Here is a 23480-nt window from a genome sequence, read left to right as displayed (position 1 = left end):
TACACGTATGGCGCAACAGGAATGGTTTATGGTTAAACATGCGGTGACCGGGCGAGGATTAGCTAATAGCAAAACAGATTCGCTGTCCTATCGGTTCCAACAGGAGGGTACAGGTTTCATATTTACCGTTACGGGTCTGGACGAGCAGATTGTGGAACAGATTATGGAGCTTAGACAGGAACTGAACGTATTTCGCTTCGTCCAACGCAAGGATCAGCCCCTTTTGAAACACTGGTACTACGTAGATGGTGAACGGGTAGTGTACGACAGGGAGAGTCACACGCTAAGCATCTATGCGAAGTCGGAGATTCGTTATGTGCCTGAAGATTATTTTGCGGATTAACTTATAAGTACCTATAGAACTTGGAACATCCCAGAGGTCTCTGTTAAATACAGAGGCCTTTTTGCTGTCTGAAAACGCAGAGGATTTAATCGTAATTTTGCAAAAAAGACCACATAATTCCCTGCTGTCTGGCACAAGCTACCTTGTATAAAAACAAGAACGGAGGGGCGGCATATGGCGGACAAAACATCTGGGAAAGACAAGTCCCGGCAACCGGGACGAGCTTCAGAAGAAAAAAAACATATTCCTTTGGGACTGCCGTCCCCGCCTTTTCTTCGGCAGCCGATTAGTGCAGTACATGAAACTCAGATTAAGGCGGTAAAGGAAATCTTCTCCGATTGTTCTGATGTGGTTTTTCGCAACGTCATGATTACGCCTGAAGTGAAAGGACTTCTGGTCTATATCGAAGGCATTGTTAATTCGGCTGATATCCAGGAACACATGCTGCGTCCGATTATTCGAGGGCTGGTACAGCAGCGTACAGATGAACCTGATGTTCCACTGGATGATACAACCGTTGAGCTAACACAGGTGAAGCGAGTGGATACCTGGGCTGCTGCGACAGAAGGGGTGCTGGCATCCTCTGCCCTTCTGGTGGTCGATGGAAGTAACAAAGCCTGGATGTTCAATGTCAAAGGCGGCGTCAGACGTGGTGTGGAGGAACCGCAGACAGAATCCGTGATTCGGGGACCGCGGGAGGGGTTTACCGAAACGCTCCGTGTGAATACGGCCTTATTGCGGTTCAAGCTGAAAACACCTTCTCTCAAGATGGTGAGTATGACCCTTGGCACAGACACCAAGACAGATATTGTGCTGACCTACCTGGAAGGTGTTGCTGATCCAAAAACGATTCAAGATGTCAAGAAACGTCTGGAAAAAATCAATATTGATGGCATCCTGGAGACAGGTTATATCGAGGAATTAATTGAAGATCATCCGTATTCCCCTTTCCCTCAGATGCACTACTCAGAGCGGCCGGATACGGTTGCAGGCAATCTGTTGGAGGGACGCTTTGCCATTATGGTAGATGGCACCCCCTTTGCGCTGATTGCTCCAGTCACGATGTGGCAGATGCTGCAAGCCAGCGAGGATTATTACGAGCGATTCTTCATCAGTAATCTGGTGCGGTGGATTCGCTTCCTGTTCGTAGCCATCGCTCTGTTCCTGCCAGCCCTGTATATCTCTATTACAACATTTCATCAGGACATGCTGCCAACTACGCTGATTCTGAGTATTGCGGGTGCACGGGAGGCTATACCTTTTCCGGCACTGGTCGAAGCCCTCATCATGGAGCTGTCGTTCGAAGCTCTCCGGGAAGCGGGGGTCAGGTTACCCAAGACCGTGGGTCAGGCTGTCAGTATCCTTGGTGCACTTGTGATTGGGCAGGCTGCGGTTCAGGCCGGGATTGTGTCCGCCCCGATGGTTATTATCGTATCCATGACAGGCATAGCTTCCTTCACGATCCCGCGATTTAACTTTGCGATTACGGTGCGTCTGCTCCGATTTCCGATCATGTTACTGGCAGGTATGCTTGGACTATACGGCATCGTCATCGGCTTGGTCCTGATCTCGGTGCATCTGACACAGATGACTTCGTTCGGTGTCCCATATCTCTCTGGTCTTAGCCCGTACAGTAAAACAGATACCAAAGACATTCTCATTCGTGTGCCGTGGTGGAAAATGATCAATCGTCCTTCTACGGTACATCGGGATCAGAAACGGATGACCGAAAAGATCAACGGTTCCCCTGAAGCTGAGGAAGGGTGGTGAACCCATGCAGTTCATATATAAGTACCGGGCAGTAATAGCGTTGTTGTTATGTACCACTTTTATTTCAGGTTGCTGGGATCGTAAGGAGATTAACGATGTTGCCTTTGTGATTGGTATTGCTGTCGATAAGGAGGGGGACAATTACAGATCCAGTCTTCAGATTGCTCTGCCGGGACAATCCGGTTCTTCCGGTAGTGAAGGAGGCGGAGGCGGCACGAGTGGGGATAAATCCTGGTTCATGTTATCCAATACAGCCAAATCTGTGCATGGTACGTCTATTGAAGGTCAAAAGGAACTCTCACGAACAATCTATTACGCGCATCGCCGTACGATGCTTATTGGTGAGGAGCTTGCCCGGGATGGCGTGGCCCCCATGCTCGATCTGTTTACACGGTATCCGCTGAACCGACTCTCTGCATTGCCAGTGGTCACAAAAGGTGCAGCATATGAGGTCATGGATACGGATGCACCTATAGAGAAGTTTCCATCCGAGATGGTGCGGGAACTGTGCTTCCTCAATATGCGTAATCCACGTTCACTTAAAACGTTTATCGATGCCATTCTTAGTGAAGGTGTGGATCCATTCCTGCCGGTCGCTTCGAAAGTGACCAATGTTCCAAAAGGGTGGAAGGACGCCAAAACAAACATCAAGCTGGATGGGTTGGCCATTTTCAAGAAAGATAAGCTGGTTGGCATGATTGACAAAGCTCCAGCCGATGCGCTCATTCTTGCTATGGGCGAGGCCAATGCACCGGAGATTATGGTTAAAGCTCCTGGCGGAGATGGAAATATGTTCATCAAGTTGAACGAGAACAACGCTTCACTACATCCCAGTATCAAGGCTGACAAGGTCACCGTGAATATTGAATTATATGCCAAGGGAGTTCTCGTAGATAACGAATCCAATTATGGCGACCGGCGTGAGAATGAGATTCTGAAGTTACATGAAGCCATTCACGAGAAAATAAAATTGGATATCGAGGAAGGTGTCCGGTTGGTTCAGGGAAAATACCATGCGGACATCCTTGGAATCGGTCGATCCATTCATCAACATCTGCCGGCCAAGTGGGACACGATGAAGGATCGTTGGGATGACATATACCCTGAAGTTGAGGTGACGGTTACCCCCCATGTCCTTATTGAAAACGTTGGGGTGAGCAATAAACCAATTGGCGTCGGAGAGGATGAAGTTGTACATGATTAAACCACTCTTATTTACCTTCCTGGCCATGGTAATCGTGGTCATTTTGATGGATTTCAGACATTTGAAACAGGCAGCTGCCATTAATCGCTGGCTATCCTATAGTTTGATAGCAGTGGCTACAGGCATTTGGTTCTATGTGACTAATCTAAGCAAAACCTTATTTGTGTCGGTATGGATAAGCCACGTTATCCAGCGCTTACTGCCACTGCCCTAGGTTGTGGACAGGATGCATTAAGTTTGCGAGATCGCGAGAGGGAAAGGAGGTATATCATGAATCAGAGAGTGACACACCGTCAGATGATCCTGCTCGTGCTGCTGCTCAGTATTTCAGGAACGTTAATTCAGCCTCACGCGCAAGCTATCTACTATGCGGAACAACACGCTTATCTCTCGTATATACCTGTAGTCGTAGTGATGCTTGCATCCATGTGGATGTTAAGTCGGGTCCAGCGGAGATTTCCGGATCAGGATCTATTTCAAGCCCTTGCTGGGCGATTCCCCTTTTTGGGAAGGCTCGCAGGATTGATGTACATTTTGTTTTTTTTCTTTGTGTTTGCGAGGGATATCCGGTTAACGGGGGATTATATCAGCATAACTTTGTTAGAGACCACGCCCATCTCCATCATTGTGTTATCACTGATCGTTATGGGAGTTTTTATCGTCAGAGGTGGGCTCGGCTCCTTAATCGGTATGTCGGAGTTGTATGTGACATTGTTTCTCTTAAACTCCGTGATTGTGCCTTTCATGCTCATTCAACAGATCAATATGGATAATTTGATGCCGTATTTTCACGTTGATGTTACGGGAGTGGGCAAGGGGAGTTGGTACATATTTTCGTTTTACGGAGAGATGATTGCATTGCCTTTTGTTATCAAGGGCAGTGATTTTCGATTTAAATCGGTTGTGTCAGGTATTATCCTCTCCGCAATCCTGATGATGCTAATCCTTGTGGAGACGATAACTGCGATCGGAGTTCCTATTGCTTCCAGACTGGTATACCCATCCTATGAGCTGGCAAGGCAGCTGCAAATCAGTGATTTCTTGGATCGGTTTGACCTTGCGCTGGCTGCGGCAACCTTGCCTACCATGATCACGAAGATTGCATTTGACCTGTACTTTGTCTGCTGGGGAATGAAGCGAATGATTCCGAACGTATCGGGAAAGGTATTGACAGGCCCGGTTGCACTGGTCGGATTTGTCTGTGCGTTCTGGTTCTTCCGAAATGCTATTCAGCTCAATCGATTTACTCGGGAATGGACATGGATTGCCATTATTTTTGAAGTGTTGTTCCCCATTGTGCTGTTTCTTTTCCTTCGCCCTCGCAAAAAGGATAAAAAAGAATCTACCCAACAGAGATCGGGAGACCAGTCAAAGAAAGAGAAGCATGAACAGGGACAAGAATCCTCTGATTCGGAGAAGAACGGAGAGAAAAGAAGGCAGGATTCTCATGGTGGGGAACTCCAGCCTTCCTGATGCATTCCATCAAAAATCCTTATAGATGAACGGGCAAAAAGAGGGAAAGCGCAGTTTCCCTTCACAGAAGTACCCTGTATACTGTAGTCAGACTGATGAACATTCGGCTGAACTAACGGGGGGAACATGAATGGCTCAACATTTGGCAGGTGTGCGTGTAGCATTGACAGGACCACGAAAATCGAAAGAAATGTCTATACTGGTTGAAAAAATGGGTGGAATCCCGCTTGTGCGACCGGCACAGGGGACCGTATTCCTGGATGATCGGAGTATCAGAGATGGGCTGGTATCCTGGATCTCAGACCCGCCAGACTGGGCGGTGTTAACTACGGGTATGGGATTGGATGCATTGTTTGAAATGGCTGAGGATATGGAAGTGGCAGGCCAATTGTTGGATGTGTTATCGGAATCCTCAATTGCGGCAAGGGGATACAAGACGGTGAATGCGCTCAAAAAGCGCAAGTTAACACCGCTGGTACGAGATGATGACGGTAGCACGGACGGTCTCATCCGAGAATTCGCCCCACATGATCTCGCAGGGAAAAAGGTTATGTTGCAGCTTCATGGGGAGACAGCTCCCAAACTCGTTGCATGGTTGGAAGAACAAGGTGCCATCGTCAGACAAGTGCTTCCTTATCGCCATGTACCGCCAGAAGAGGCAGAGTTGGAACAGTTATTGAATGAGATTCTAAATTTCGAAGTAGATGCTGTTGCGTTCACAAGTGGACCACAGGTCAGATTTCTGACGCAATATGCGGCCTCCCAGGACAAGCTTGAGCCGATGCTTGCAGCCTTCAGACAAGGTGTAATTCCTGCGTCTGTAGGTAAAGTTACAGCAAACTCCATGCGTGAAGAAGGCATTGAGGCACTGGTCATTCCGGAGGAAGAGAAGATGGGAGCACTCATCGTTGAGCTTGGACGTTACTTTGCAGCAGGGCGTGCGGCCAAGATTAGAGATTAGTGGCCTGCTTTTAGATCAGTTCGACAAAAAGCTTTTGGCGTCGCTTCATGAATAAAGAGTGTGCATTAATCTTAACCGCATCGCTATATGATGCGGTTTTGTTTAGATTATAGAATTTATACGTTACAACTAAAACACGAATGTACATCCTTGATAGTGCTTCGATCAGAAGCTTTTCTTATTTCGAAGAAAAGGTGGATATGACGATGACCATTGCAGATCGTAACGCCAGACCCCGACTGATCATTGCAGGCACCGGAAGTGGTGCAGGGAAAACGACAGTAACCTTGGGGCTGATGAGAGCACTCGCTCAGCGTGGTTTGAGTGTACAAGGGTTCAAATGCGGCCCAGACTATATTGATCCGACCTACCATACCGCTGTTACGGGCAGACCGTCACGCAATCTGGATGCATGGATGACATCGCCTGAGTATGTGAGAGATACGTTCGATAAGGCATCGGCCGGGCATGATATTTCTATTATAGAAGGCGTTATGGGCCTCTACGATGGCAAAGATCCGCTCAGCAATACAGGCTCAACTGCAGAGATTGCTCTAGTGACCCAGACTCCTGTGATCCTGGTTGTGGACGTACGCAGCATGGCTCGCAGTGCGGCCGCGATTGTCCTGGGTTTTCAACAGTTGGAGCCTGAATTACATATTGCCGGAGTGATCGTCAACCGGTGTGGAAGTGCGGGTCATTATTCCATTGTGAAAAAAGCCATTGAGCAGATGTGCGGCATTCCGGTGGTTGGCTGGCTGAAGCGGGACGAGGGCATGTCCATCCCTGAGAGACATCTGGGACTGGTGCCTGCCATTGAGCGCGGTGAACTGGAGCCATTATTTCAGCGGGCTGCCGATGTGTTAATGGAAGGTACCGATCTGGATCTTCTACTGGAACTGGCGGCAAGCGCCACGCCGTTAAATGCAGAAGAAGTGAGTCCTGCCACGACTGCCCACACGGATTCGGCTAATGCTGAATCCGGCTCCAATTACGATTCACAATTCGATTCAGTGATCCACGTTAATAATCGACATGTATCATATGCGATGCAGCCTGTCATTGCCGTTGCGCGCGATGCGGCATTTAATTTCTATTATCCTGATAATCTGGAATTGCTCGAAGCAGCCGGGGCTCGATTACAATACTTCAGTCCGCTCGCTGGTGAGGGTATTCCAACAGATGTAGATAGCGTCTATTTGGGCGGCGGGTTTCCAGAGGAGTTTGCAGCAGAGATTGCCGGTAACCAAAAGTTCTTGGAAGGACTTCGACGGGCAGCACAATCCAACATGCCTTTATTTGCCGAGTGTGGTGGTTACATGGTGCTTGGAGAAACGTTGACCGACCGAGAGGGAGTCACTTTCGACATGGCGGGTATTATCCCCGCACAGGTGCAGATGCAGAAGAAGCGCGCTGCGCTTGGCTATCGTGAAGCGAGTAGCGTTCAGGATTCCTTTTTGCTGAAAAAGGGTGAAGTACTTAGGGGTCATGAATTTCATTATTCGACAATGACCTATCGTGATGAAGAAACGATCCCTTATGCGTATGAGACCAAGGGGTTACGTGGCTTGAAGCAAGAAGGGTATGCCGCAGGCAACATCGTGGCGGGGTATACGCACGTTCATCTGGGCTCTTATCCGGCAGCCGCTCGAAGATGGGTGGAACATTGTTCAGCCTATCGGCAGGAGCGATATATACAGAGATAATAACAGCTATTTATAGCTTGAATAGATAGCTGAATTCAATAAGCAAAATGGCTCTAATCTCACTTTTACCTCCTGAGTCTTTGGTCGTGAAGTTGGCGATCCCATTCTGAATTAAAGGTTTTCAGATGAATATGTGGAATGAATAAAAGACAGAATCATTATGCGAGGGAGGGACATCATGATGAGAACCGTATGTGTAACGGGAGCTGCGCGGGGATTGGGATTGGCTTTGACGGCACAGATGCTGAAGAGAGGGTACCTTGTGTATGCGGCCGGTCTGGACGTGGAAGATTCCGAGGGAATTCGTATGCTTGCAGAAGGATATCCTGACCATCTGCGCGCCATCGAACTGGATATCGCGGACGACCTGTCGGTAGCTCTGTTCACGGAGACATTGAAGCTGGATACGAATCATTTGGATATGCTGATCAATAATGCGGCTATACTAGGAAGTATTACGGATCATATCCGCGGGCCGTTGAATATGGCGGAGATGGCTGAAGTATTTAATGTGAACACCTTAGGTACACTGCGTGTGACTCATTCCCTGTTACCCCTCCTTCTTCAAGGACAGGTCAAGCTGATTGTTGATATCTCTTCCGAGGCTGGAAGTATAGAACAATGCAGTCGGGATGGGTGGTATGCCTATTGTATGTCCAAAGCTGCTTTGAACATGCAGGCCCGTCTTGTGCACAATGGTCTGAAGGATGAAGGCGGACAAGTGATGCTTGTGCATCCCGGTTGGGTACAGAGTTATATGAGGGGCGAATTGGATGTTGCTGCGGATCTCACGCCCGAGCAATCTGCACAGCATATTGCTGTACTTATCGACCGCCATGAACAGTTTAAAGGAGATCAGCCCGCATATGTGGACTACAAGGGAGAGAAGCTCCCCTGGTAGTTGGTTTTATACAGTGAGGTGAACAAGAAAGGAGATTAATTGAATGGATCATCGTAAAAAAGCATTACTACTTGGCGATTATACACATCCGGATTGGCACCCGCTTCAAGGGGTGGATGCGGAGATTAGCCGAATTTTCCATGATACTATGACTGTGCAGTGCAGTGAGAATCGGAATATGTTGCTGCAAGAAAATATAACCGGGTTTGATGTATGTATCTCATACATGGACGATTGGAAGGGGAAAGTCTCTCCACAGCAGACAGCAGGTTTGTTGTCCTATGTAAGTAATGGGGGTGGACTGGTCATTATACATAACGGCATTTCGCTCCAAAATCGTTATGAGCTCAAACAGATGATCGGTGCCAAGTTCCTGCATCATCCCGCGTATGCACCGCTTGAATTCACTGTAACGGCGGAAAGCCATCCAGTAACGGAGGGCATTTCGAATTTCACAATGGAAGAAGAGCCGTATCAGTTCGAATTTGGTTCTTTTGCCGAAACGAAGATCTTGCTGGAATATCAATCCGAAGATGGACCAAAGCCTGCGGTTTGGGCTCATCGATATGGTGTTGGGCGTATTGTTTATCTGATGCCGGGTCACCATGTACCGTCTTTTGCACACGAAACGTACCGCAAGTTACTGCTGCAAGCAGGCAAATGGGCTGCACGTTACGTCTGATCGGACTGACATTTTTGCATGCGGAGTGTAAGGGGTATAATATAGAGATCAACGAAGAGGAGGATGACAAAAATGAGCGATTTGTTCAAAAAGGCGATCTCGTTAGGGCTTGGTCTTACTGTCGTAAGCAAAGAAAAAATTGAGAAAACCGTGGATGATTTGGTCAAGCGCGGGGAACTTGCACCCGGTGAATCCAAAGCTTTGGTTGAACGTCTGCTGGAACGGGGCGATGAAGAGCAAGGCCAGTTCAAGAGAGTGATTCAGGAACAGGTCAAGCGTGTGCTTCAGGAAGCTGGTGTGGCATCCGAAAGTGATGTAACCAGTCTGGAACAGCGCGTTGCCGTTCTGGAGAAAAAACTTGCCGAACTGGGCCACTCACCACAGCTTCAACCTGATGAATCCCCAGCTCCACTTGAAGTTCCTCCTCCTCTCAAAGGAAACGAGATCGAGTAGATGGCAGTGCGAATCAAACATGTCGGCAGATACCGTGAAATTGCCATGGCGCTAGTGCGTCATGGCTTCGGTTATATGGTCGAGGAGCTGGGCTTGTTCCAGCTGCTTGCTCTGCCCAGACGGTGGATGTCGCGTGAAGCACACACCACCAAAACGCTGAGTGAACGCATCAGGCTTGTGCTGCAGGAGCTGGGGCCAGCTTTCGTCAAGCTGGGGCAACTCGCAAGCACAAGGGCAGATCTATTGCCTGAGTCTGTCATTCGCGAGCTGGTGAAGTTGCAGGATCAGGTCCCGCCGTTCTCTTCCGAGACGGCACGGGGTATTTTGGAACAGGAATTGGATACACCGCTGGAGGAGATCTTTTCCCGGTTCGAGGATACCCCTGTAGCTGCTGCCAGCATTGGACAGGTGCATCTGGGCAAACTTCGAAGCGGTGAATCGGTAGCCATCAAGATTCAGCGGCCGGGTATATCGCGTATTGTGCAGCGTGACCTCGATATTTTGCGTGAGCTGACAGCCATGGCTGAGAAGCGCTGGGATTGGGTGAAGCAATATCAGATTCCGCAAATGGTAGAAGAATACGCTCAGGCATTGATGGCCGAGCTGGATTATACGGTCGAAGGCCGGAATACGGAAAAGATTGCACAGCAATACCAACAGGACAAAAAGGTGAAAATCCCGACAATTTACTGGGATCAGACTTCTTCACGTGTGCTCACTATGGAGTATATCGAAGGTATCAAGCTCAATGATCGTGAAGAACTGGTCAAACGCGGCCATGATCTGAACAATATTGCAGAGCGGTTGGTGGATTCATTATTGAATCAGATCTTTATTCAGGGTTTCTTTCACGCTGACCCACATCCGGGCAATCTAATGGTATTGAAGGATGGACGCCTTGCTTTTATAGACTTCGGTATGGTGGGCAGTCTGAGTGATGAGATGAAACAGCAACTCGCTTCGCTTATTATTGGGTTAATGCGCAAAGATACGGACAGTATGATCCGGGCAATTGAGAAACTTGGTATGATGCCTGATGACATGGATCTGCGTGGGCTTCATGTGGATTTGGAAAAGTTGCGTACCAAATATTACGATATTCCCTTTTCCAAGATTAGTGTGGGTCAGGCGTTAAATGACTTGTTCGGCGTAGCTCAGAGGCACAGGGTTGTCATGCCTGCGGATATTCTGTTGCTCGGTAAGTCGTTGCTAACGATGGAAGGTGTGATCGAGCATCTCGATCCTTCCCTGAGCATTGTAGATATGGCCGAGCCCTTTGGCCGTAAGCTGATCAAGGAACGTTTTAGCGCCGGAAGAATCAAGAATCGGTTGTTCCGCAGTGCGGCCGATATGGCCGAGAGTGTCATTGGGTTGCCAGGGCAGTTAAGGCAGTTATCATCCATCATTAGCAAAGGCAAGCTGAGGCTGGAGATTAGTGTCCCTGAACTGGACGCACTCATGCGCAGAATGGACCAGATTAGTAATCGGCTGTCTTTCAGTATCGTGTTACTCGCTTTTTGTATCATCATGGTGGGCTTGATTATCGGATCTTCGATCAGTCATCAATCCACGATGCTGTGGGATATTCCGGTCATTGAGATTGGTTTCCTGGTGGCGATTCTGATGGTGGCTTTCCTGCTCTATTCGATATTCAAATCAGGAAGATTCTAGCAACAGCATTACATCACAAGAATACCCGTAAAGAGACTTTCTTCAAAGGATCTTTGCGGGTTATTTTTTGTGAATAGAGAATTGGTGAGTAAATTATAGAAAGATTAAGATAATAGAAGAAAAGGTTCTGTTTTTTCGCCATAACTGTATTAGTACATATCCAGTCCTGTGACTATAATAATAGGTCAGTACATTAACGGACCCGGTTTTTCTGAGAGGGGAAAACCTATTGGCATCAGGATCAGCTCCTGATGTCGCACGAGTAAGTTAACTGATGCAGTAATGGAACACCAGCGGTACACACTGGAACGGAAACGACGTGAGCGCTCATTAACCCGTCAAGGTTATACGGATGGTGAAGAATGATGCAATTCAGGCAACACAGCATAGGCGAATGATGCGGAGAGGAATCCGTTGTTTTGTGCTGTCCTGGGTAGTTGGTTAGTGTGAACGGCTTCCGTTACTCTTCAGTAGGATTGTCCATTATAAGGAATACACGTAGGAGGAACGGCAAAGAACATATGAATACTTTAAAACAACAATGGTTTGGCAACATTCGCGGAGACGTGCTGGCAGGCATTACGGTAGCGCTGGCGTTAATTCCGGAAGCCATTGCTTTCTCCATCATTGCCGGTGTTGATCCGATGGTCGGATTGTACGCTTCGATTACGATTGCGATTGTGATCTCGATTGCTGGTGGAAGACCAGGCATGATCTCGGCGGCAACCGGTGCCATGGCGGTACTGATGGTTGGACTCGTCAAGGATTATGGCGTGGAATATCTTTTTGCAGCGACGATATTGACGGGCATTATCCAGTTTCTACTGGGCATATTTAAGGTTGGACGGTTTATTTCGTTTGTGCCTCATTCGGTACTGACCGGATTCGTGAATGCACTGGCTATACTGATCTTTATGGCGCAGTTAACCCACTTCACTGGAGCGAACTGGATCATGTATGCAATGGTAGCGGGCACGCTGGCGATCGTTTATATTTTGCCACGGTTTTTCAAAGGCGTTCCAGCTCCACTGATTGCAATCGTCGTGATGACGATTATTACCGTGGTGTTCCATCTGGACGTAAGAACAGTTGGTGACATGGGAAATATAACGAGCACTCTGCCGATGTTCCACTTGCCGAATATTGCATGGACTTGGGACACGCTGATGATTCTGCTGCCTTATTCATTCACCATGGCACTGGTTGGTTTGCTGGAATCCCTGCTGACCGCAACCATCGTGGATGAGATGACCGAGACCAAGAGCAGCAAGAACCGTGAAGTGCGTGGTCAGGGTATCGCGAATTTTGTGAACGGTTTGTTTGGCGGCATGGGCGGCTGTGCGATGATTGGGCAGTCGGTCATTAATGTGAAGTCTGGCGGACGTGGAAGATTATCTACGTTTACTGCGGGTGCGTTTCTCGCGATCCTGTTGCTGCTGTTTAGTGGTGTGGTGAAACAGGTACCGATGGGTGCACTCGTCGGTGTAATGTTTATGGTGTGTATCGGGACATTCGACTGGAGTTCCATCAAAAATATAACTCGCGTGCCGCGGGCGGAGGCATTTGTCATGATCGTGACGGTGGCAATTGTGGTCTATACCCACGATCTGTCGATCGGGGTTATGGTCGGCGTTGTGCTCAGTGTGCTGCATTTTGGGTGGAAACAGACCAAGATTCGTGTACAGGCGAGCCAAGAGCAAGGGCAGAAGGTATACCGGGTTCACGGACCATTCTTCTTTGGTTCTTCGTCCCGATTCGTGGATGAGTTCGATGCAGAGGCCGATCCGAAGGAGATCACGATTGATTTCGGAGGGTCACATATCTGGGATAACACTGCGGTTGTGGCTATTGGAAAAGTGAAGTTCAAATACGCCAAGCTGGGCAAAACTGTGCACCTGCGCGGGTTAAACGAGGAAAGCTCCCGTATTCTTGAGCGGAGTGGATTTGCTACAGCTGGAGGGCACGGTTCGTAACTTGGTTGGACGAAGGTTGTTGTACAAAGGTGCAATGTCGAAACGTAGTTACGCAGACAAGGTGAAAAATGAACGGCTTAGTAAATCTGGAATTAAGAATTTAAACAAGTATAAAGTTATGAAGGCTACTGTCCTAAAGTAGTGTTGAGCAGACATGCGACAGCCCTATGTAGTAGATAACATAAAAAGAAACTTTTTATCAGCGGCGCACTTTTTCCCAATGTAAGTTCGGGGGGAGGGCGTCGTTGTTTTTTTATTATTAGAGTGTGTGGTGTGTACAGTGAAGAAGAGAAAAGAAAAAGAACGAAGAAGAAGAAGTAGTAGTAGTAGTAGTTCTAATGGTGGTAGTGGTGTTCTAGTAGAAGTTGTAGTTGTAGTTGGAGTAAAAGCAAAAGCAAAAGCAAAAGTATAGGTAGTGTTGATTGTTTTTGGTTGTTGTTGTTGTTGTTGTTGTTGTTCCTGGTTTCTAGTTTTTGTAGTTGGTGTTCTGGTTCTAGTAAATGTTGTTATTTCCCTAGCTGATGTTATTGTGCTCAAGCTTGTGTCCTTCAGTGTGTGTAAACTCTAACGAACCTGGCACGTCTTATGTGGGGGTATTGCATGTTTTCGTTATTTTAACGAATCTTAGACATCTTATTTTGCTGATTCCACCTATACTGATGCCGTTTCCCCGGTATTTCCGAGTAATAAGGTGACTGGAGTTCGTTAGAAAATCCAAACGGCTCTAATTGTCGTAATAGGGTGTCCTGGATTCGTTAGAATTAGTGGTACGTGGGAGTTTCATCGTGAGAGCTATTTTCGAACCGCGAGAAATCTTGAATCCTGATCTCAATGTACAGAGTTATGTAAGATACCTTTCAATTCCTGAAACTTTTGCAAAATAGCTTCCATTTGATCATTTTTCAGGATGACCTTCACAACAATTTATAGAATCATAGCAGCTATCTCTATCTCTATCTCAACGATATCTCTCAACTATCCTGGGATTATGAACATAACGATCCATTACATCCTTCTCAAAAGTACCATTAGATAGTGTACACTGCTATACCCTCCGCCTGGCCACGTGCAGTACTATTCTGAACCCCATTCTACAGAGTCAGGGTCATACTTCGAGCTAGCGCTTTAGCTTACTCCACTCATCATCATTCTCAGAGGGGCTTCTGTAGTTACTCTCTCTCAAAACCAACCTCAAACTCACTTGGTCGATACAAGTTACGCTGATCTTGGAATTTTGTGCTACAAGTTAAGGGTGTAACGCTGTATCCCCTTTTGTTTTGCTTGACTAACGTGTAAACTACAGGGTATGGAGAAGAAGAGCAACGAGTGGATTGCTTTTTAAAAAATTCATTTCATAATCATGATTGATATAAGGAAAACTAGTCTTGATGGCAGATACTGATACTAAGGTCATTATGAAATGGACTTATCTAAATGAATATACAGAGGTGTAACGATTGGCAAACTTTGAACAACTGGGCATTCGCCCGGAATGGTGCGAGATCCTGAAACATCAGGGCATCGCCGTGCCGACTCCGGTACAGGAGCGTTCGATTCCGGTACTGCTGGGTGGACGCGATATTATCGCTGAGGCACAGACAGGAACAGGGAAAACGCTGGCATTTTTGCTGCCGATTATTCAGAAAATTAACGTATCCGACCGTTCGCCACAAGCGCTGATTATTGCGCCTACGCGTGAGCTTGCGCTGCAAATTACGGAAGAAGCGAAGAAGCTCACGGCAAATGACGATAAACTGCACGTGCTTGCCGTATACGGCGGGCAGGATGTGGACAAACAACTGCGTAAATTGCAGAACGGTACCCAGATCGTTATTGGTACACCAGGGCGTCTTCTGGATCACCTGCGCCGTGGCACGTTGAAGCTGGATAATGTGAAAAAACTGGTGCTGGATGAAGCCGACCAAATGTTGCACATGGGCTTCCTGGATGATGTGGAGACGATTCTTAGCGAGCTTCCACATAAACGTCAGACAATGCTGTTCTCAGCAACGATGCCTAAAGGCATTCGCAACCTGGCGAAGACCTACATGAAAGATCCGGAAGATGTAAAAGTATCTTCCCAATCCGTTATTCCGATCAAACAAATTCGCCAGCAAGTACTGGAATGTACGGATCGTGGTAAATTAGAAGCACTTCGCGGCATGATTGATACGTATCGCCCATACTTGGCGATTATTTTCTGCCGGACCAAGCGTCGTGCATCCAAGCTGAACCAAGATCTGCGTGAAGCAGGTTATGCAAGTGATGAACTTCATGGAGATCTGTCCCAATCCAAGCGTGAGAACGTAATGAAAGCGTTCCGCGATGCCAAACTGCAATTGCTCGTTGCTACAGATGTAGCTGCACGTGGACTTGATGTTGAAGGCGTAACGCATGTATTTAACTACGATATGCCGCATGATGCGGAAAGTTATATCCACCGGATTGGTCGTACGGGCCGTGCAGGCGGTACAGGTCTTGCTGTAACGTTTGCAACAGAGCACGACAGACCGGAACTTGCACGTATTGAGCAAGGGATCGACCAGAAGCTGTCCCGTATCCAGTGGACAAGCGAAGGTCCAATTGCTTCAACTGGAGCAGCTAGACGTTCCATCAACAGTCAAGGGGATGACGAACGTTCAGGCGGACGCTCTTCCGGAACAGGCAGTGCCCGTCGCGGTGCAGGCCGTAACGATCGCAGAGATGGCGGACGTGGGGGGCGTGGTTCCCGCGGTGGCGAAGGTGGCCGCAGTGAAGGCGGACGCAGTGGGGGTCGTAGCGGTGGCCGCAGCAGCGACAGCAGTCGTGGTGCAGCGGGTCAAGGTGGACGCGGTGCGGGTCGCAGTGGCGACGAGCGCAGCGCAGGTCGTGGTTCCGCGCGCAGCAGCGACAGTAGTCGCGGAGCAGCGGGCCAAGGCGGACGCGGTGCAGCTAGCAGCGGCTGGGCTGGCCGTAGTGCCGACAAGCGCACCTCCGGGCGCAGCAGCGAAGGCTCTCGCCGTCCGGAATCCGCAGGACGCGGACCGGCGAAGGGTGACCGTCGCGATTCTCGTCGCGGACGGTAAAACCTTGGCGCAAGCGGCAATGTAGCGGCAATTGCGCAGGCACCATGCCATGCCACAGGGTTTGGCATGGCACATATGAGAGGGTTCGGGTTCAGATGTACCGAACCCTCAGATCAAGGGTCGCGACGGAACCACGTCGCGGCCCTTTTTCAACAGGACAGATGATCATTTCCGCTTATTGTTTTTGTCATCTGCAAGTGCCTGTTTGCGCGTCTGCTTGGTTCCGTGGAAGATGCCATTTAGGTATTCCCCATCTAGTTTTTCTTTTCTTTTCGTGTACTTCACATAGCATTTGGCAGACTGCCATAAAATTCAAAACACCTCATCCTAGACCTAAGGATGGGGTGTTTTTGGATTAATTCTTATATCATTAGAATCATAACCTTCAATTTGTGGTGCTGACTTGCATGCAGGGGTGGATGAAATTGCATTCGTCTATATACAGGGAATGAGTTTGCACTAAATTACGTTTTTCTTTCTCAATATATCATCCCTACAGCTGAACATCTGCGTATTGATCCCGATATTTCTCGTTATACACCCGACCTACCGACTCTGCCAATCCCCCTCGTGCCTTGCTCGGATAGCGTTCAATCGTGTGATAAAGTCTCATGAAGCGATCTTTGGGCATAAAGCGGGCGTAGCGGGTAATAAGACTAGGGAATAACTCAATATATTTGCTCTTGCGCACGGCAGCAGCAGCTACGGCTGTAAGAATCTGAATTCCATTGTGCAGCTGTAAAATGTTCACTTCATAGGTCGCGATATAACGAATCGCATCTTCACGGATCAGATCCGGCTTAAGCCGTGCAATCTCACCGATATATTCAGCGAGCAGCCGCTCGAAACTGTGTAGCAGTAAGGGCTTGAGCTGAAGGTCCATATCACTGCGCAGGACAAAGGATTGTAACAGCGCAACCTGTTGCAGTCGAATCCGGTCATTGTAGACGAGGGAGCCGATCTCGCGGAGCATCTCATAGGCAAGTGCTTCATCCTGCTTTCGAGCTTCGGCGACCAGAGCCCAGTTGCGGTTGATGCCCTGGCGGATGAGTTCCTCATCCTGTTGCAACGTGCGCTTCAACTCGCGCTGCTGCTCTACCTCGAACGAACGTTTCTGCATGAAGATCAGTAAGGCCAGAAGCAGCAGGGAAACGCTGGCTGCCGCCATGGTTTGATCTATGGTCTCACCGAAATAGGTGGCAGCTGCACCGAACAATATCGTAATGAACAGGTCACGTGCAATGCGGCGTTTCACACGGGAAGTTGCCTTCGCTTGAACGGAATTCAGGGTACCCCGGCCACAGGCCGTGCACTCTTCTTCCCACAGGCAGGTATACTGTCCACAACGGGCGCAGACTTGCAACTTTTCATAGGCATAGGTCGTTCGTTGAAATGGTCGTATGGATACAACTAGTTTAGTACTCATGCTCAATCACGCTCACCATTCAGAATAGTGTAGAGGGTACGATCCGTGTCTTCGCGGGAGACCGGTTTCCGCCGATGAAGCTGGAGTGCAATTACCTTTATGATGACAAAAAGAAACAATATGGCGAGGCATCCGTATGTAACCATAATTCGTTCCCTTCTATGGCTTGGTAAACAAGCGCTGTTATATTGCAGTTTGCTGGCAATAACTATATCATATTTCCATAGTTGGTACTTTTGTGCCAGTTACAGGCATGAAATCGTCGATTTTTGTCAGTCATTACAAAACTGTAACTCAAGATAGGGGTGCTTTTCAGAATTTATTAGTAGACTGTTAAGATTTCCTTAAGGCTTGACGCCTATAATAAACTATTCCCATTTTAATCTCAAACGTGAAGGAGTACACCTAATGCTGCGGACACGCAAAATACGCTTGCTCAGCGGAACGATGGTTCTGCTGGCAATTCTAACGCTACTGTTACCTCAAGCGTTGCTGCCACAAGCTGCAGCGGCTCAGGCACAGACAAGCGGAATCGATGCGGTACTTGTAGCCGATGTAAGTAACTCAATGAATACAAGTGACCGTGACAAGATCAGTAATGAAGCCATGAAAATGTTTATTGATATGCTGCCAGTCCAGGGGGACAAGGTAGGGATTGTCGCTTATACCGATCAGGTGGAGCGGGAAAAGGCTATGCTGGAGATTCAGTCCGATGCGGACAAGAGCAGCCTGAAAGATTTTATTGATCAGCTCGGCCGGGGGCCATATACCGATGTCTCTGTTGGTGTCGCCGAAGCCGTGAACATACTGAATCATGGTGCAGACCCATCCCACTCGCCGATGATTGTGCTGCTGGCGGATGGTAACAATGACTTTAACAAAACCAAAGGCCGTACACAGGCACAATCCGACGCTGATCTGGCAAAAGCCGTGAAGGAAGCACAGGATCAGGGCATTCCGGTGTATACGATTGGACTGAACGCGGATGGCAAGCTGAACAAGAATGCACTCGCAGACCTGGCCCAGCAGACCGGAGGCAAGTCATTCATTACCGATACACCGGATGATCTGCCACAGATTCTGAGTGAGATCTTCGCCGATCATGCCAAACTGAACGTCGTGAAGCTGCCCTCTGTAACGGGAAACGGCAGTTATCAGGAAGTTACCGTGAACGTGCCAAACGACAGTGTATTGGAAGCAAACATTTCGATTATGTCCTCTAAGCCGGTGGAAGTACAATTGACGGACCCTTCCGGACAAGCCGTGGATCTGAATTCGGATGCAGCCAAGCTCTCGACTTCGAAGAGTTATTCACTCGTGAAGCTGTTGAAACCCCAAGAGGGAGACTGGAAACTTCGGGTAAAAGGGGCTCCGAAAGACAGCATCGATATCAACCTGTTGTTCAACTATGATCTTCAGCTCGTTGTGGACCCAATTAAGACCAAGTCCTATACCAAAGGGGACAAGGTTGATCTTGCAGCCAAACTGGAGAACGGCGGTCAGCCACTTCAGGATAATGATCTGTATACAGATATGAAGGCCACGTTGGTTGTGAAAGATGTAGATACAGGGAAAAGCGAGGAACAACCGCTGGAAAACACAGGTTCTGGTTTTGCCGGAACGTTTGAAGTACCAGACAATCATAACTATGAATTAGTCATCCGTGCGGAAGAAGACAGCTTCTACCGTGAAAGTGAGCCAATCACGATCAACGCGAGCGGAGTAGCCGGAAGTGGGACTCAACCGACAACGTCAGGTGGTGAACAGGACAAGCCGTTTCCTTGGTTACCTGTCATTCTGGGTGTTATAGCCCTGATTGTGGTCGGTGTTGGTGCCTGGTTCCTGATGGGCTGGCTGAAACGAAAAAATCGAGGATTTGTAGGCCAGATGGTCGTGGAGATTCGTGATGAGAACACGGGAGACAAGTCATATCCGCAATATAAAAAGCTGGTATCCTTCCGGGGCAGATTCCATCTGCATCAGTTGTTGCAACTGGACCCTGAGCTGAAGGAAACCGAAAAATATGTATTTACGCCCAGCAATGGGGATCGAATTATAGTTCGTAACACCGCAGGCGGTACGCTGGAGAAATCCGGTCGTGCAGTTGATGCAAGCTCAGGCGTTGAACTGAAGAACGGTGACCGACTGAGCATCCCGCTGCAACAGGCGGACAAAACGATTTTGATTGAGTACTTGGTGTGAAGGATTATAGCTAAGTGAACGTAAGCTATATAAGTTGAACTAATCATTTACACGAGACCGCAGAGGACAGAAAAAAGCTGGAGAAGCGGAAGCGTTCGCCTTTATCCCCAGATTTTCACCGTTGAAAAAGAGAATCAAAAAATCTGGGGATAACAGCGATCGGAAGGTTGTTCTGTCATCGGAGTGGCAAGTGTAAATATTCTTTAGTTTGAATTATATAGATTGAAGCATACGTGCGTTAATCTAAGGAGGACATGGAATGAAACCGATTGTTAGAGAACATATTCAGCAACTGGATGTATCACTTGGCGGAGGTATTGTCAGTGAGAAGATCAGAGTTGATACGATTGATAATCCCATTCTGATTATTGGTCTGGGAGGAACGGGAATTGATGCGCTGCTGCGCCTTAAATATCAGATCAACCGTCGTTTCAAGTTGCCACAGGACCCGGTATCCAAGAAAAAAATGGATAAGCCGGACAATGTGGAGTTTCTGGCTTTTGAGACAAACGAACAGGATCGTGCCAAAAAGTATAAAGGAATCGGACTCGATCCGATCAATGAATTCGTGCTGCTATCCAATGCCGAGATCGGTGGACTTCTTCAAAACCGCAGCGTGCTGGAACCGTACATTACGGACTGGCTGTCTCCCGAACTGAGCATCACGGATGGCATGAACGGTGCCGCAGGTGTGCGTCAGGCTGGACGTCTGCTGCTGTTCACCAAGATTAATCAGGTCGTACAGGCCATCGACAAAAAGATCAAAACCTTATCTGTAGGCACCAACAAAAAACTGATGGTGTTCCTGCTGACAGGTCTATCCGGCGGTACAGGAAGCGGCTGTTTCCTCGATATTTCCTATATCGTGCGTGGCATTATTGAACGTGATCATGGCTCTGCCGGGATTGACCGCGTGAATACGCTTGGATATCTGTTCACGCCAGACGTGAACCTGTCCAACAAAAGCTTAAGCGAACACACTCGCGAATACATTCGCAAGAACGGATATGCTGCGCTCAAAGAGCTGGATTACTGGATGAACGTGGATAGCCGCGGTGAGCGGTTTACACAGAAGTACGGCAATATTTTAACCGTTAACTCACCACTGCCACCATTTAACCTGTGTCATCTGATCTCTGCTACGAATACCGAAGGCAAACTGCTGGAGAACGCCTACGATTACTGCATGAACGTTACGGCCGAGAACATTACCAACTTCATGGCAAGTGAGGAGAAGCAGTCGGGCGAGGAGTTCGCGATCCATGATTATATCAGCAACATTCGCACCAACATTGCACAGATGAACAAGGTGTACCCGGCTAACTATGATTACAACATCATCGGTGCCTCTTCGGCTGTACTGCCGATTGAAGAGATGACCACGTATCTGGCTTATCGGATGTTCGACAAAATGAACACCATGTTCTCCAAAGCACCGAACCAGGAGGATACCGAGAAATTTGCCCGCAAGCTGGGTATTGATCTCGAAAGTGTGGTCAAATCCTTTGAAGCGCGCGTGCCAGAGCCGCTGCCTGGTTATCAGAACAGTGAGCGTTTATCCTATGGCAACGTGGTGAAATCACAGGTTGTGAATATGGACACCGAACTGGAACAGAACTTCCTGGCGCGTGCCCGTGAAGAATATATCAAGGCGAAGAAACAACTGCCAGGCGAGATTGCCGGTCAGTTCACCGAACAGATCCGGCGTATGTTTTTGCATCCCGAACAAGGTCCGTTCTATGTCTCTCGTCTAATTTATACGGAAAAAGGTTTCTGTGTACTGAAGATGATTCAATCGTACATCGAAACGCTGCGTGAGAATGCCTTCCGCATTCCGCGTGATATTGAAGCAGCTCAGGAGCAGTCCGAAGAGAAGCTGGGCGATGCGAAGAGTGCTTTTGTCTCCAAAGAGAAGAAAAAGAATGCTTATATTGAAGCAAAAATTCATGAGTACTGGCTGCACGCCGACGTGGAACGCAACGATCAGATGATCGAGTTCTATGAAGATCTGTATGAGTTGCTGAACCAGGAGAACAGCCGCATTTATAACGTATTTACCGAAACGCTGAATGCCCTTAGCTCGATATTCGCGAAGAACGGTGACCTGCTGACACGCGGCGAAGAACAAGCCGATCACAAAGGCAACAAAACATATTACTGGAACGTTGTAAGTGTACCGGATATCGTCAGTGTGGTGGACGGGCTGTTGGATAAGCGTGATACAGATGATCTGATCCGTGACTTCTCCCGTGAATTGCTGGAAAACTCCAGCCAGTGGGTGAAAGAAAACGAGATTGATATCGTCAGCTCCATCTCCGACTTCCTGAGTGAGAAATTCGGTGATCTGATTACGCGTTCCATGGAAGATTTCCTGGTAATCAAATACGGTCAGGATGAGTCAGTCGAGAAATTCGTGGAACGTTTCATTGCTGGCAAGCTGGATGATGAAGCCGTTCCGGTGTTCAATCTGAGCAACAGTACAGGCAGTCTGCATTTCCCTTCATGGGGATTTGTATCGGTACCTGCACAGGCGCCGGGCATTCTGAAAGGGATTCGCAATTATCAGAACAATGCGGTGGGCAAATCTCATTTTACCGTTAAGGAAAGTGAAGTGCGTAACCGGATTTTCTGGCTTAATACCCGCAACGGGGTACCACTCTTTGTGTATACACCGCTCAAAGTATATGAGGAAAGTTATGAACGTACCATTTTGGACAAAGAAGGCATCGGTCGTCACTTGGTGCAAACGGAGAAAAACAACTGGACCTATCTGCCGTCTCCGATTCCGGAGAAATCATGGGGAGATGTGTACGAGAACGCCCGCGTGAAGCAGTATAACGCCCGTGTGCGTAACGAATTTGAGCAGGCGCTTGGATACAACATTGTGACAGCCAAATCGATTGATGAGAATACAAGCAACCGGTATGCGATTGTGACAACAGAAGCGTTTGATTTGTCCGCCAAACTGGGGGCCTACGACATGCGTCTGACGTCCACCACGCCGAACCTCGGTGAAGTGAAGCGGGCCGTGATCGAGCTGAAGCGTCTGCAATCTGAAGGGTTGCCGCGTGTAGGCGTTAAGGATATTTTCGGCAGTATTAATGAAGATATGGCCAAAGAAAACCTGGTACGCTCCCCGCAGCTGATCGCGCGCGTACGTGAGGAACTGGCGAAGATGAATACCATCTCGGCCAAAGTCGCCGAACTCGAAGGCATTCTTGCCCAGTACCAGGACGAGGAGCAATGGTATGATCGCTTCATTGAAGCGTTATATACCGACACCATCGTCAAAAAAGGTGCGCTTTACGTCTATGACCGTGATCCGGAAGAAGACGCATGGGAGCCGTTCGCGAACCTGATGAAGAGCCGTAACTTTGCCGAGTATGAAGTGTTTGGCAACTTCCGTGGTCTGGCGGAGAAGGATCGCAGTACATTGCTACGCAAAGCCTCCCGCCGCGATAACGATCTCACGGCTTCAGAGGATATCACCCCACTGCTGACAAAGCTGGATGATCTGGCTGCGCTGTTCATGGAATCGCGCGATCGTCTCGAATACGAGCGGGTAGAACTGGCTAACGGAGAAGACATCTATCAGTTCTACAGAACGATGTCGTCCAAGCTGAACGACATTCGCAGAAGGCTGAAATAAG

The 23480-nt window shown here is 48.3% G+C and carries 18 protein-coding genes; 16 read left to right on the top strand and 2 right to left on the bottom strand.

From position 1 onward, the window contains the following. The first annotated feature begins 7 nt into the window (after positions 1-7). The 14 genes from MKY44_RS26720 (at position 8) to MKY44_RS26655 (ending at position 16202) form a co-directional block, all read left to right on the top strand. On the top strand, positions 8-343 hold the full coding sequence (locus MKY44_RS26720) for a hypothetical protein (protein ID WP_036667838.1): 336 nt from the start codon (positions 8-10) through the stop codon (positions 341-343). Positions 344-517: 174 nt separating this feature from the next. Continuing rightward, the gene (locus MKY44_RS26715) at positions 518-2113 is read left to right on the top strand and encodes a spore germination protein (protein ID WP_341009324.1); all 1596 of its coding nucleotides are present in this window, start codon (positions 518-520) and stop codon (positions 2111-2113) included. Between the two features lie 4 nt (positions 2114-2117). Continuing rightward, the gene (locus MKY44_RS26710) at positions 2118-3317 is read left to right on the top strand and encodes a Ger(x)C family spore germination protein (protein ID WP_341009323.1); all 1200 of its coding nucleotides are present in this window, start codon (positions 2118-2120) and stop codon (positions 3315-3317) included. Beyond that, the gene (locus MKY44_RS26705; RefSeq protein WP_036612790.1) at positions 3310-3531 is read left to right on the top strand and encodes a hypothetical protein; all 222 of its coding nucleotides are present in this window, start codon (positions 3310-3312) and stop codon (positions 3529-3531) included. The genes MKY44_RS26710 and MKY44_RS26705 overlap by 8 nt, the downstream gene beginning before the upstream one ends. 56 nt (positions 3532-3587) lie before the next feature. Further along, a complete protein-coding gene (locus MKY44_RS26700) occupies positions 3588-4790 on the top strand; it encodes a GerAB/ArcD/ProY family transporter (protein ID WP_341009321.1) in 1203 nt (400 codons plus the stop codon). A gap of 130 nt (positions 4791-4920) precedes the next feature. Further along, the gene (locus MKY44_RS26695; RefSeq protein WP_341009320.1) at positions 4921-5751 is read left to right on the top strand and encodes a uroporphyrinogen-III synthase; all 831 of its coding nucleotides are present in this window, start codon (positions 4921-4923) and stop codon (positions 5749-5751) included. Positions 5752-5957: 206 nt separating this feature from the next. After that, positions 5958-7457 carry a cobyrinate a,c-diamide synthase gene (locus tag MKY44_RS26690; RefSeq protein ID WP_341009318.1) on the top strand — a complete coding sequence of 500 codons (1500 nt, stop codon included), beginning with the start codon at positions 5958-5960 and terminating at the stop codon, positions 7455-7457. A gap of 178 nt (positions 7458-7635) precedes the next feature. Further along, the gene (locus MKY44_RS26685) at positions 7636-8358 is read left to right on the top strand and encodes an SDR family oxidoreductase (protein WP_235193706.1); all 723 of its coding nucleotides are present in this window, start codon (positions 7636-7638) and stop codon (positions 8356-8358) included. A gap of 43 nt (positions 8359-8401) precedes the next feature. Continuing rightward, positions 8402-9040, top strand: a complete 639-nt coding sequence (locus tag MKY44_RS26680) for a ThuA domain-containing protein (RefSeq protein WP_074092596.1) — start codon at positions 8402-8404, stop codon at positions 9038-9040. A 72-nt stretch (positions 9041-9112) separates the two neighbouring features. Further along, a complete protein-coding gene (locus MKY44_RS26675) occupies positions 9113-9493 on the top strand; it encodes a phasin family protein (RefSeq protein WP_036612779.1) in 381 nt (126 codons plus the stop codon). After that, positions 9494-11164: an ABC1 kinase family protein gene (locus MKY44_RS26670; protein WP_341009314.1), complete on the top strand. Its 1671-nt coding sequence runs from the start codon at positions 9494-9496 to the stop codon at positions 11162-11164. A gap of 521 nt (positions 11165-11685) precedes the next feature. Beyond that, positions 11686-13137, top strand: coding sequence for a SulP family inorganic anion transporter (locus tag MKY44_RS26665; RefSeq protein ID WP_341009312.1), 1452 nt, complete (start codon positions 11686-11688; stop codon positions 13135-13137). A gap of 280 nt (positions 13138-13417) precedes the next feature. Next, complete coding sequence (locus tag MKY44_RS26660; RefSeq protein WP_341009311.1) at positions 13418-13549, top strand: hypothetical protein; 132 nt, start codon at positions 13418-13420, stop codon at positions 13547-13549. A 1045-nt stretch (positions 13550-14594) separates the two neighbouring features. Further along, a complete protein-coding gene (locus MKY44_RS26655; protein ID WP_341009309.1) occupies positions 14595-16202 on the top strand; it encodes a DEAD/DEAH box helicase in 1608 nt (535 codons plus the stop codon). 493 nt (positions 16203-16695) lie between these two features. Here MKY44_RS26655 and MKY44_RS26650 read toward each other — a convergent pair whose 3' ends face one another. After that, positions 16696-17628, bottom strand: a complete 933-nt coding sequence (locus MKY44_RS26650; RefSeq protein WP_341009307.1) for a hypothetical protein — start codon at positions 17626-17628, stop codon at positions 16696-16698. Between the two features lie 2 nt (positions 17629-17630). After that, positions 17631-17774, bottom strand: coding sequence for a hypothetical protein (locus MKY44_RS26645; protein ID WP_165980303.1), 144 nt, complete (start codon positions 17772-17774; stop codon positions 17631-17633). Between the two features lie 262 nt (positions 17775-18036). Between MKY44_RS26645 and MKY44_RS26640 the strand changes: the two genes are divergently transcribed. Together MKY44_RS26640 and MKY44_RS26635 are read left to right on the top strand one after the other, a co-directional pair. After that, positions 18037-19830 (top strand): vWA domain-containing protein, encoded by a 1794-nt coding sequence (locus MKY44_RS26640; RefSeq protein ID WP_341009305.1) that lies wholly within the window; start codon positions 18037-18039, stop codon positions 19828-19830. 259 nt (positions 19831-20089) lie between these two features. Then, on the top strand, positions 20090-23479 hold the full coding sequence (locus MKY44_RS26635; protein WP_341009304.1) for a tubulin-like doman-containing protein: 3390 nt from the start codon (positions 20090-20092) through the stop codon (positions 23477-23479). The last annotated feature ends 1 nt before the right edge of the window (position 23480 follow it).

The sequence above is a fragment of the Paenibacillus sp. FSL R7-0026 genome, from assembly GCF_038004485.1.
GTDB classification, from domain to species: Bacteria; Bacillota; Bacilli; order Paenibacillales; family Paenibacillaceae; genus Paenibacillus; species Paenibacillus xylanexedens_A.
Note: the sequence above shows the minus strand (reverse complement) of the source record. Positions and strands in the feature narration are given on the sequence as shown.

Excerpts from the sequence above, each read along its gene's own strand:
- MKY44_RS26720 (WP_036667838.1), top strand. The coding sequence starts at position 8 with ATGGCGCAACAGGAATGGTTTATGGTTAAACATGCGGTGACCGGGCGA.
- MKY44_RS26715 (WP_341009324.1), top strand. The coding sequence starts at position 518 with ATGGCGGACAAAACATCTGGGAAAGACAAGTCCCGGCAACCGGGACGA.
- MKY44_RS26710 (WP_341009323.1), top strand. The coding sequence starts at position 2,118 with ATGCAGTTCATATATAAGTACCGGGCAGTAATAGCGTTGTTGTTATGT.
- MKY44_RS26705 (WP_036612790.1), top strand. The coding sequence starts at position 3,310 with ATGATTAAACCACTCTTATTTACCTTCCTGGCCATGGTAATCGTGGTC.
- MKY44_RS26700 (WP_341009321.1), top strand. The coding sequence starts at position 3,588 with ATGAATCAGAGAGTGACACACCGTCAGATGATCCTGCTCGTGCTGCTG.
- MKY44_RS26695 (WP_341009320.1), top strand. The coding sequence starts at position 4,921 with ATGGCTCAACATTTGGCAGGTGTGCGTGTAGCATTGACAGGACCACGA.
- MKY44_RS26690 (WP_341009318.1), top strand. The coding sequence starts at position 5,958 with ATGACCATTGCAGATCGTAACGCCAGACCCCGACTGATCATTGCAGGC.
- MKY44_RS26685 (WP_235193706.1), top strand. The coding sequence starts at position 7,636 with ATGATGAGAACCGTATGTGTAACGGGAGCTGCGCGGGGATTGGGATTG.
- MKY44_RS26680 (WP_074092596.1), top strand. The coding sequence starts at position 8,402 with ATGGATCATCGTAAAAAAGCATTACTACTTGGCGATTATACACATCCG.
- MKY44_RS26675 (WP_036612779.1), top strand. The coding sequence starts at position 9,113 with ATGAGCGATTTGTTCAAAAAGGCGATCTCGTTAGGGCTTGGTCTTACT.
- MKY44_RS26670 (WP_341009314.1), top strand. The coding sequence starts at position 9,494 with ATGGCAGTGCGAATCAAACATGTCGGCAGATACCGTGAAATTGCCATG.
- MKY44_RS26665 (WP_341009312.1), top strand. The coding sequence starts at position 11,686 with ATGAATACTTTAAAACAACAATGGTTTGGCAACATTCGCGGAGACGTG.
- MKY44_RS26650 (WP_341009307.1), bottom strand. The coding sequence starts at position 17,628 with ATGAGTACTAAACTAGTTGTATCCATACGACCATTTCAACGAACGACC.
- MKY44_RS26645 (WP_165980303.1), bottom strand. The coding sequence starts at position 17,774 with ATGGTTACATACGGATGCCTCGCCATATTGTTTCTTTTTGTCATCATA.
- MKY44_RS26640 (WP_341009305.1), top strand. The coding sequence starts at position 18,037 with ATGCTGCGGACACGCAAAATACGCTTGCTCAGCGGAACGATGGTTCTG.
- MKY44_RS26635 (WP_341009304.1), top strand. The coding sequence starts at position 20,090 with ATGAAACCGATTGTTAGAGAACATATTCAGCAACTGGATGTATCACTT.